This window comes from Micromonospora sp. CPCC 206171 (assembly GCF_036906755.1).
GTDB lineage: Bacteria > Actinomycetota > Actinomycetes > Mycobacteriales > Micromonosporaceae > Micromonospora > Micromonospora purpureochromogenes.
The window spans coordinates 36,072-45,018 of the sequence record NZ_JBAKHT010000039.1; the positions used below are offsets into that span (position 1 = coordinate 36,072).

An 8,947-nucleotide genomic window follows, 5' to 3' on the forward strand; every position below is an offset into this window, starting at 1 on the left:
GAGGGGGACGGATGCCGGCGGGCTGGGACGAGGGCGGCTGGACCGACACCGACAGCGACGCGTTCGACACACTGCTGATCCGGGGGCTGGTGGTCGCCGCCACCAGCGGCCTGATCGTCGCGCTGGAGCCCTCCGGGGCCGGCATGGCGGCGGCCGCCCTGACCGGGCTGCTGGTGATGCCGAACGTCGTCGACCCTGAGCCGTGGATCAGCAACTCCGGCACCTGGGGCGAGCTGAAGAACGCGTACGACAGCATGCACGCCCAACTGCTCAGCCAGATCGAGAAGGTCGACGGGTTCTGGCAGGACTCGGCGGCCACCCAGTTCCACGCGTTCGCCACCGGCGACCTGCTGCCCGCCCTGGAGCGACTGGCGCAGACCTGCTCCCTGATGGACTCGTACTGCGCGCAGTTGGCGGCGGGCGTGATCACCACCCTCGGCGCGTTCCTGGTCGCCACGGTCAGCGCCGCCGTCGCCGCCGTGGCCGCCAACGCCGCCGGCCCGGTCTCGCCGGCCGTCAAGATCGGCATCTTCGCCTCCTGGGCGGCCTTCGCGGTCGCCGTGATCGGCCTGCTGGCCGGCTTCGTGATGACGGTCTGGCTCTCCGCCAAGACCCTCGGCGACGCCAACGACGAGCTGGCCAACAAGTTCGCCGACCGGAGCGGGCGGATCGACACGGCCAGCATCCGGCTGCCCGAGTCACTGAAGATCGCCATCGGCGATCCGGCCGAGTGGGTGCAGCGGTGAACGCGGACGCGGAGGCCATCGCGGCGGCCGCGGACGAGGCGCGCCGCCAGGGCTACACCGACCCCTCGTTGCGCGCCGTCCGGGAGCGGGTGGACGGCCTCGCCGCCCGGATCGCCGCGCTGCGGGAGGAGAGCGTCGAGGCCACCGACGCCACCGGCACGGTGACCGCCCGGGTGACCGGCGACGGCGAGGTGGCCGAGGTCTACCTCAGCCCGCAGGCCGTCCGGGACCTCGACGCCGACCAACTCGGGGCCGCCTGCCTGGAGGCGGTACGCCAGGCCCAGACCCGGCTGTCGACCACCCTCACCGACCGGATCCGAAAGATCACCGGCAACGACGGCGTCGACCAGCCGCCCGCACCCCGGCAGGCGCTCGACGAGTTCCGCCGCGGCACCGGGGCGGTGGGCTGATGCAACGACCGGACCTGAGCGCCCTGGCCCGGCAGATGACCTCGGCGATGACCGCCGCCGTCGAGTTCGCCGAGGGGGCCGCCGACCGGCGGCACGTCGTCTCCTCGCCCGACGGCGAGGTCACCGTGGAGATGTCCGGGGCGCGGGAGCTGCTGGACATCCGCATCGACCCCCGGGCCCGGCGGACCGTCGACAACCTGACCCTCGGCGAGCTGGTCACCGAGACGATCCGGGCGGCCGGCCGGCAGGTGGACGAGGCCCGCCAGGAGCTGCTCGACTCGCTGCGGGTCGGCGACCACGCCGTCGGTGACGTGCTGCGCGACCCCCTGCGGCTGGTGTCGCGGCTGACCGAAGGGACGCCCCGCCCGTGACCCGGCCACCCCGCTCGCCGCGCCGCAACGCGGCCATCCTCGGCTACCTGCTCGTCGTCGCCACCATCGGCCTGGGCTTCCTCGCCCTCCAGCCGGGGCTGCCGGGCCTGGTCCGGCTCGCCGTGGCCCTGATGTGGCTGGCGGTCGCGCTGCCGTGCCTCTACCTCATCCGCTGGCTGCTGCGCTCCGGACGCGGCTGACCGGCCGGTCCCCCGTCGGTCAGCGCGCGGCGAGGTGGGCGGTGTCGTTGACGCTGCGCACCGCCACCCCGCCGTCGGGCCACATGTCCAGCACCGAGATGCCGGCCGCGTCCAGGTAGAGCCGGTGCAGGAAGGCGTCGCCGGCCGCCAGGGCGTCGCGCAACGCCAGCTTGATCGGCGAGACGTGCGAGACCACCACCACGGTCTCCCCCGGGTACGCCTCGCACAGCGCCGCCACCGCCCGGTCGACCCGCTCGGCGACGACGGTGAACGACTCCCCGCCGGGCGGCGCGATCCGGGTCGAGGCGAGCCAGGCGTCCAGTTCCCCCGGCCACTGGTCGCGTACCTCGGCGAAGGTCTTCCCGTCCCAGTCGCCGAAGTCGCACTCGATCCAGTCGTCCTGCGGGCGTACCGGGATGCCGCCGAGCGCCCCGGCGATCGCCTCGGCGGTCGCCGTACACCGGGACAGCGGTGAACTGAGCACGGCGGCGACGGACGGGGCCAGCTCGGCCACCCGCGCGGCGGTGGCCCGGGCCTGGGCCCGGCCCTGGTCGGAGAGCGGGACGTCGGCGCGGCCGGCGTAGCGGTGCTGCACGGTCCACTCGGTCTCGCCGTGGCGGACCAGGATCAGCCGGGTGGCGGTGAAGGTGGGCCGCGGCTCCCAGGAGGGCCTGGTGGTCGCCGGGTCGGTGCCGGCGGTACGGGTGGCGGCGCGGGCGGCGACCTCGCGGGCCTGCGCCCGGGCCGCCGAGTCGGCGGCGGCCACCTCGCGCGGCTCGGCGGCGGCGGGGCGCTTCGGCGGCTTGCCGGCGGCGGCGTCCATCGCCGCGTTGGCCAGCGCGTCGGCGTGCCGGTTGCGCTCGCGGGGGATCCAGCTGAACCGGACCGACTCGAAGCGGTCGACCAGCGCGGCGGCCTGCGCGGCGAGCGGGCGCAGCCCCGGGTGCTTGATCTGCCAGCGGCCGCACATCTGCTCGACCACCAGCTTGGAGTCCATCCGGGCCTCGACCTCGGCCGCGCCCAGCTCGGCGGCGGCCTCCAGACCGGCGATCAGCCCCCGGTACTCGGCGACGTTGTTGGTGGAGACCCCGATCGCCTCGGAGCGCTCCAGCAGCACCTCCCCGGAGTCCGGGTCGCGGACCACCGCGCCGTAGCCGGCCGGGCCCGGATTGCCCCGGGACCCGCCGTCGGCCTCGACGACGACCGCGCGCACCGCCACCGGCTACAGACCCGACTCGTTGGTGCGGACCATGATCCGGCGGCACTCCTCGCAGCGGACCACCTCGTCCGGCGCCGCCTTGCGGATCCGGGACAGGTCGGCGCCGGAGAGCTCCAGCCGGCAGCCGCCGCAGCGCCCGGCGGTGAGCAGCGCCGCGCCCAGGCCGGTGTCCTCGCGGACCTTGTCGTAGAGGGTGACCAGATCGGCCGGGAGGTCGCCGGCGAGCGGCTTGCGGGCCGCCTTCCTGAACTCCTCCTCCTTGGCGATCTCGGCCAGCGTGTCGTCCCGCCGCTGCTCGGCCGCCGCCCGGCGCTCGCGCGCCTCGGCCATCCGGGCCTCGATGCCGTCGAGCACGCCCTGCGCGGTCTCCCGCTGCTCCATCAGCTCCAGCTCGGCGTCCTCCAGGTCGCCCTGCCGCCGGTTGAGCGAGACCAGCTCGTGCTGGAGCGCCTCCAGCTCGCGGGCCGGGCCGGAGCCGGCGGCCAGCCGCGCCTCGTCCTTGCTCTTGCGGGCGCGGACCTGGTCGATGTCCTTCTCCAGCCGGGCGATGTCCCGGTCCAGGTCGTCCACGGCGACCTGGGCGCGGACCCGCTCGTCCTCCAGCGCGGACAGCTCCCGGGCCAGCCCCTCCAGCTCGGCCCGCTCGGGCAGGGTGCGGCGGCGGTGGGCCAGCTGGGCGAGGGCGGTGTCGATGGCCTGCAGATCGAGCAGGCGGCGCTGGACCTGGGGTTCAGCCTTCACGGTCGGGGCTCCTTGTCGTCCAGTACGGGCGCGGCGGCGTGCACGGTCCACGGGTCGGTGTCCAGGTCGGACACCACGGTCTCGACGCCGAGGTCGTCCCGCAGGTGGGCGGCCAGGTCGTCCAACCAGGGTCGTTCGGTCGCCCAGTGGGCGGCGTCGAGCAGGGCGGGCCCACCCGCGGCGAGGTGCTCGCCCGCCGGGTGGTGCCGCAGGTCGGCGGTGAGGAAGGCGTCCACCCCGGCGGCGGTCGCCTCGGCCAGAAAGGCGTCGCCGGAGCCGCCGCTGACCGCGAGGGTACGCACGATACGCGCGGGATCGCCCGCGGCGCGAACTCCCCAGGCGGTGGCGGGCAGCACGGCGGCGGCGTGCCGGGTCAGCTCGGCCAGGGTCAGCGGGGCGGGCAGCTCCCCGATCCGGCCGACGCCCCGGCCCGGACCGTCGGCCGGGGAGCCGGGCGACGGGCGGTGCAGCGGGCGCAGCCCGGTCAGCCCGAACCGGGCGGCCAGCGCGTCGGAGACGCCCGGGGCCGCCACGTCGGCGTTGGTGTGCGCGACGTACAGGGCGACGCCGGCCCGGATCAGGTCGTGCACGATCCGCCCCTTGTACGTCGTCGGGGCGACCGAGGAGACGCCGCGCAGCAGCAGCGGATGGTGGGCGACGATCATGTCGGCCCCGGCGGCACGCGCCTCGGCGACCGTCTCGGGCACCACGTCGACCACGCAGGCGACCCGGCGGACGGCGGCGGTGGGCTCACCGAGCACCAGGCCGACCCGGTCCCACTCCTCGGCCCAGGAGGGCGGATACCGGCGCTCCAGGACCGCCACCACGTCGGCGACGGTCGGTGGGGCTGCGGTTGTGCTCACGGCCGGTCAGCTTACCGGCGGGGACGGGTCGCCACGGCCTCGCCCGCCGCCCGTGTCCCCCCGGCACAGCCGGGATGATCGACTCCAGGTCGGCGATGTGGCGGGGTACGCGGTGGTCGGAAACCACCATGTCGGCGACACGGTGTGGATCAGCCCAGGGACCGTCAGGCGGCCGAGGTGATGCGGGAGCGGTTGCGCAGGGCGACGAGCCCGACCTCCCACGGGAAGGCGTGGAGGTGCCGCTCCCCCGTGCCCGGGGCGTGCAGGGGGAAGACGTGGTCGCCGAAGAGCACCGTGGTGCCCCACTCGCGCAGCCGGGCCAGGCCGGCCCGGAAGGCCGGGTGGGCGGCCATCGCGGCGTTGGTGAACGGCACCGCCACCACCGGCAGCCCCATGCCCTGCCCCTCCACCAGCAGGCCGAGGGCGAGGGTGTCGGTGATCCCCGCCGCCCACTTGTTGACCGTGTTGACCGTGGCCGGGCAGACGATCATGGCGTCGGCCGGGGGCAGCAGGTCGGGGTCGCCGGCGTTCTTGTAGTGGGTGCGTACCGGGTGGCCGGTCTGCCGGGCCAGCGCGGCCCGGTCGACGAACTTCGCCCCGTCGGGCGTGGTCACCAGGCAGACCTCCCAGCCGTCCTGCTGGGCCAGGTCGACCAGGCGCCCGACGTGCCGGGCCAGCGGCGAACCGCAGGCGATGACGTAGAGCACCTCGCGGCGCTCGCTGCTCGGGTGCGGGCCGCTCATCCGGCCGGCACCGTGTTCATACTCCGACTCCCATGTGCTCAGCCAACTCCGCTATCGGCGGAGGCGGCGCACCACGTGTGCGACGCAGCACGTCCGACATCACCTCGTGGGCGATCGGCCGGCAGCGGATCTCCGAGGGCGCCAGCCGGTCGCCGCGCAGCAGCATCTCGCCGGCGTTGGCCACGTCGCCGATCTGGGCGAAGCCCCGGGCGATGTCGAGCAGGTGGTGCGCCCGGCGTTCGGGCAGCAGCGCGTTGAACGCGGGCTCCGGCAGGCGCTGGTGGATCTCCACCGCCCGGCCGCCGTCGCCCAGCTCGACCGCGGCGGCGGCGCGGTGCAGCTCCAGGTTGGTCGGGCCGAACGAGGTCCAGTAGTGGTTCTGGTCGCTGCCGAGCAGGGTGGCCGCCTCGTGGGCGCCGTTGAGCAGGTCGTCCACGGTGGCCGAGTCGCCGATCCGGGCGGCCGCCATCGCGCCCTGGAGGAGCAGCATGCCGTAGACGGAGAGCCGGTCCGGGGAGGCGTCGTTGCTCCCGCCGGGGGCGAGCCGGTTGGCGATGGTGACGTTCAGCTCCAGCGCGGGCCGGGCCCGGCCCATGGCGACCAGGGCGTTGCAGACCCGGGTGGTGGCGACGCCGGCCAGCAGCTGGTCGTCGGCCCGCTGGGCGACCGCCATCGACCGGTCGGCGGCCAGCCAGGCCAGGTCGCACTCGCCCAGCTTGCGCAGCACCGAGGAGGCGATCTGGTAGACCTGCCCGAGCAGGTGGGCCGCCTCGCACGCCTGGTCGCCGCGGTAGCCCGCGTCGGCCGCCTGGGCGTCGCGCAGCAGCTTCGGCAGCGCCCGGGTCAGCATCCCGTAGCGGCCGTACTGGTAGGTGAGCCAGGCGTGGTTGACGGCCTTGCGCATGTCGGCCAGCGGCGGCGGGTACGGCGCGGCGTCGAAGTAGGCGCTCATCGAGTCGTACCGCTCCAGGGCGGCCCGGATCTCCTGTACCTCGATCTGGTCGATGCAGTTGAGCGCGTCGGTACGCCGCTCCGGGTCCTTGCCGAGCAGCAGCTGCACGTCGACCTGGAGGATGTCGGCGATCTCGTAGAGGACGGAGAACTTGTCGAGCCGACGTACCCCGCGCTCGACCTTGTCGACCCAGCTCTTGGACTTGCCCAGCCGGTCGGCGAAGACCTGTTGCGACATCTTGCGCCGGCCTCGCCAGTAGGCGACCCGCCGGCCTATGGGCAGCTCGTCCATCCTCTTGCTCCTCCCCCTCGTCGCCCGTCCGGCGGATCCCCGGACGGGTCCCCCGCGGGTGCGGCGCTCCGTCCGTCTCAGGTTTTCGCTGGTCGCACAGGTTGTACGTCGGCCATACGGCCAGTCCTCGTAGTTTTCGTGCAAGTTGCACGGGGCCGTTCGACAGCTCAACGATCGTGGGTTACGGCAGTGACGGTGTTCGACACGTGCCTGACGGGTGTCCGGTCGGGGCGAGGGGAGATCACGGATTATGTGGGGGAACGTCGGACCTCGGGTCGTCCAGCTGTCGCCGATCGAGCGGGTCCGGCTGCGCCGGATCGCCGTCCGGTACGCCATGCACGGCTGGGAGGTCACCCCGGGCGCCTGCCTGGCGCGCAGCCGCTTCGTCTGCGGTCGGGCCGGCTGCCCCACCGTCGGCTGCCACCCCGCCCTGGAGGACTGGGAGCACGCGGCGAGCGCCGACCCGGCCCGGGTGGCCGCCTGGTGGCACAGCCGGCCGCACGCGGTGCTGCTGCCCACCGGGCGGGCCTTCGACGTGCTGGAGGTGCCGGCCCACCTCGGCCGGCGGGTACTCGACACGCTCCCGACCCACCCGGCCGGCCCCGCGGTCCGGGGTCCGGTGCTGGTGACCCCGACCGGCCGCTGGATGTTCCTCGTCCGCCCCGGCGACCCGCTGCGGCCGGAGCTGGAGCACTGCTTCCACGTGGTGCGCCACGGGCCCGGCTCGTGGATCGCGGCGCCGCCGACCCGGCTGCCGGAGGGCCCGGTGCGCTGGGCGGTCGCCCCGGAGCAGGCGCGCTGGCAGCTACCCGACTCGTACCTGTTGCAGAACACCCTGGTCGACGCGCTGCGGGCCACCGGGGTGACGCTCGCCCCGGAGCTGCTCCCCGGCCAGCTCCCGCTCCCCCGACGGGGGCACTGACCCGCGAATCGGGTGACCGGCAGCGTCCCCACCGGTGCCGGGGTCGTTGAACCGGTGACGGCGCGGACGCGCCGGGAGCAGGGGTACGTGATGGCCAGGGACGACGCGACGGGGCCCGCCGGCGGCGCCGAGCCACCGCCGTATCACCGGCGGCCGTACCGCCGGTCGGGCACGCGGCCGGGCGGCTCCCGACCGGAACGCGCCCGCCCCGCCGGCTCCCGTCCGGCCGGCACCCCCCGCCCGGCCCGCTGACCCCGCCCGCTGGCCCGGGGCCGGTCAGTCGGTCAGTCGGTCAGCGGGAGGCGGGTGGAGTGCAGCAGGCGGCCGTCGTCGGTGACGACCGCGTGCAGGTGGTCGGGGAGGCGGTCCAGCCAGCCGATGCCGGCCTCGCCCATGGCCACCGCCGCGGTGGCGTACGCGTCGGCGACGCCCAGGTCCGCGCCGACCACGGTGACCGAGCGCAGGCCCCGGGCCGGCTCGCCCCGGCGCGGGTCCCGCACGTGCTGGCCCCGGTGCTGCACGCCCGAGGTGGCGACGGCCAGGTCACTGGCGGCGAGGACCAGGCAGGTGGCCATCGGGTTCCACGGGTGGGCGACGCCGATCCGCCACGCCTGGCGGGTCGGTGACAGTCCCCGGACCACCACGTCACCCCCGGCGTTGAGGCAGTGGTTGGCCGCCCCGGCGGCGACCAGCCGGTCCGAGGCGACCTGCGCCGACCAGCCCTTGACGTACCCGGACGGGTCGAGCCGGCCGGTGGCGTACGCGTCGAAGTAGCCGTCGGTGGCGGCCCACAGGTCGGCGCAGCGCGCCAGCACGGCCCGCAGGTCCCCCGACGCGTCGGCCAGCCGCAGCTCGCCCCGGTCCAGCCGGCACACCTCGCTGTCGTCCCGATAGGTGCTGAACCGGGCGTCGACCTCGCGCAGCCAGCCGAAGGTCTCCTCGGCGAGGTCGTGCAGGGTCGCGGCGGGCAGGTCGTCGGCCAGGTCGAGGCTGATCGCCGTACCCATGACGTGCTCGACCCGGCGCAGACCGGGACGGGCCGGCGAGACCGGCACCTCAGCCGGCCCGGTCGATCGCCGCCTGGAGCGACTGCTGGTACGCGTCGCTGGTGGCGGTGGCGTCGCTGACGGTGTTCAGGTCGGCGCTCTGCTTCTGCACCACCTCGCCGCTGGTGCCGCTGTAGGTGCGCTGCACGTCGTCGCTGCGCTGGCCCGACTGTCCGCTCTGCGGCAGGCCGATCCCGGTGACGTTGACGATCCGGCTGCCGGAGAGGGTGATCTGCACCGACAGGGAACCGTACTCGTAGTCGACGGTCGGGCCGCTCACCGTACGCAGCGCCGGTTTCGGCGCCGCGGTGGTGGCCCGCGGCGCGGCGGGAGCCCGGGTGCCGGTGGTGGACCGCGCGGCCGGGGTGCGGGACGCGCCGGTGGTGGGGCGCGCCGCCGGGGCGCGGCCGGAGGCGGAGGGGCGCGGCGCCGGGCGGACCCCG

General features: G+C 75.3%; 12 protein-coding genes. 5 read left to right on the forward strand and 7 right to left on the reverse strand.

The window, feature by feature from the left end; all coding sequences use genetic code 11:
• Positions 1 to 11 precede the first annotated feature (11 nt).
• From V6U89_RS28105 to V6U89_RS28120, 4 genes are read left to right on the forward strand one after another with little or no spacing between them, the layout of a single operon-like run.
• Positions 12 to 746 (forward strand): hypothetical protein, encoded by a 735-nt coding sequence (locus tag V6U89_RS28105; protein ID WP_334575643.1) that lies wholly within the window; start codon positions 12 to 14, stop codon positions 744 to 746.
• Positions 743 to 1,156, forward strand: a complete 414-nt coding sequence (locus tag V6U89_RS28110; protein ID WP_334575645.1) for a YbaB/EbfC family nucleoid-associated protein — start codon at positions 743 to 745, stop codon at positions 1,154 to 1,156. Before V6U89_RS28105 ends, V6U89_RS28110 begins: the two co-directional genes overlap by 4 nt.
• Complete coding sequence (locus V6U89_RS28115) at positions 1,156 to 1,527, forward strand: YbaB/EbfC family nucleoid-associated protein (RefSeq protein WP_334575647.1); 372 nt, start codon at positions 1,156 to 1,158, stop codon at positions 1,525 to 1,527. The genes V6U89_RS28110 and V6U89_RS28115 overlap by 1 nt, the downstream gene beginning before the upstream one ends.
• Positions 1,524 to 1,727, forward strand: coding sequence for a hypothetical protein (locus V6U89_RS28120; protein ID WP_334575649.1), 204 nt, complete (start codon positions 1,524 to 1,526; stop codon positions 1,725 to 1,727). The genes V6U89_RS28115 and V6U89_RS28120 overlap by 4 nt, the downstream gene beginning before the upstream one ends.
• Positions 1,728 to 1,746: 19 nt before the next feature.
• Here V6U89_RS28120 and V6U89_RS28125 read toward each other — a convergent pair whose 3' ends face one another.
• From V6U89_RS28125 to V6U89_RS28145, 5 genes are all read right to left on the reverse strand, one after another.
• Positions 1,747 to 2,946: a bifunctional RNase H/acid phosphatase gene (locus tag V6U89_RS28125; protein ID WP_334575653.1), complete on the reverse strand. Its 1,200-nt coding sequence runs from the start codon at positions 2,944 to 2,946 to the stop codon at positions 1,747 to 1,749.
• A 3-nt stretch (positions 2,947 to 2,949) separates the two neighbouring features.
• Complete coding sequence (locus V6U89_RS28130) at positions 2,950 to 3,687, reverse strand: zinc ribbon domain-containing protein (protein WP_334575657.1); 738 nt, start codon at positions 3,685 to 3,687, stop codon at positions 2,950 to 2,952.
• Positions 3,684 to 4,550: a Nif3-like dinuclear metal center hexameric protein gene (locus V6U89_RS28135; protein ID WP_334575661.1), complete on the reverse strand. Its 867-nt coding sequence runs from the start codon at positions 4,548 to 4,550 to the stop codon at positions 3,684 to 3,686. Before V6U89_RS28135 ends, V6U89_RS28130 begins: the two co-directional genes overlap by 4 nt.
• Positions 4,551 to 4,714: 164 nt before the next feature.
• Entirely contained in the window at positions 4,715 to 5,293 is a 579-nt protein-coding gene (locus V6U89_RS28140) for a flavoprotein (protein WP_334575664.1), read from the reverse strand.
• A 16-nt stretch (positions 5,294 to 5,309) separates the two neighbouring features.
• Entirely contained in the window at positions 5,310 to 6,536 is a 1,227-nt protein-coding gene (locus V6U89_RS28145; protein ID WP_154942682.1) for a helix-turn-helix domain-containing protein, read from the reverse strand.
• A 250-nt stretch (positions 6,537 to 6,786) separates the two neighbouring features.
• Here V6U89_RS28145 and V6U89_RS28150 point away from each other — a divergent pair, with 250 nt between their 5' ends.
• Positions 6,787 to 7,458: a bifunctional DNA primase/polymerase gene (locus tag V6U89_RS28150; RefSeq protein ID WP_334575670.1), complete on the forward strand. Its 672-nt coding sequence runs from the start codon at positions 6,787 to 6,789 to the stop codon at positions 7,456 to 7,458.
• 284 nt (positions 7,459 to 7,742) lie between these two features.
• Here V6U89_RS28150 and V6U89_RS28155 read toward each other — a convergent pair whose 3' ends face one another.
• Both V6U89_RS28155 and V6U89_RS28160 read right to left on the reverse strand, forming a co-directional pair.
• Positions 7,743 to 8,465, reverse strand: a complete 723-nt coding sequence (locus V6U89_RS28155; RefSeq protein ID WP_334575674.1) for an FAD:protein FMN transferase — start codon at positions 8,463 to 8,465, stop codon at positions 7,743 to 7,745.
• A gap of 49 nt (positions 8,466 to 8,514) precedes the next feature.
• Positions 8,515 to 8,947: FMN-binding protein (locus V6U89_RS28160; protein WP_334575678.1), on the reverse strand; the 433-nt coding region annotated here is incomplete at its 5' end.

Coding starts and splice junctions, on each gene's coding strand:
- V6U89_RS28105 (WP_334575643.1), top strand. CDS start 12: ATGCCGGCGGGCTGGGACGAGGGCGGCTGGACCGACACCGACAGCGAC.
- V6U89_RS28115 (WP_334575647.1), top strand. CDS start 1,156: ATGCAACGACCGGACCTGAGCGCCCTGGCCCGGCAGATGACCTCGGCG.
- V6U89_RS28140 (WP_334575664.1), bottom strand. CDS start 5,293: ATGAGCGGCCCGCACCCGAGCAGCGAGCGCCGCGAGGTGCTCTACGTC.
- V6U89_RS28145 (WP_154942682.1), bottom strand. CDS start 6,536: ATGGACGAGCTGCCCATAGGCCGGCGGGTCGCCTACTGGCGAGGCCGG.
- V6U89_RS28150 (WP_334575670.1), top strand. CDS start 6,787: ATGTGGGGGAACGTCGGACCTCGGGTCGTCCAGCTGTCGCCGATCGAG.
- V6U89_RS28155 (WP_334575674.1), bottom strand. CDS start 8,465: ATGGGTACGGCGATCAGCCTCGACCTGGCCGACGACCTGCCCGCCGCG.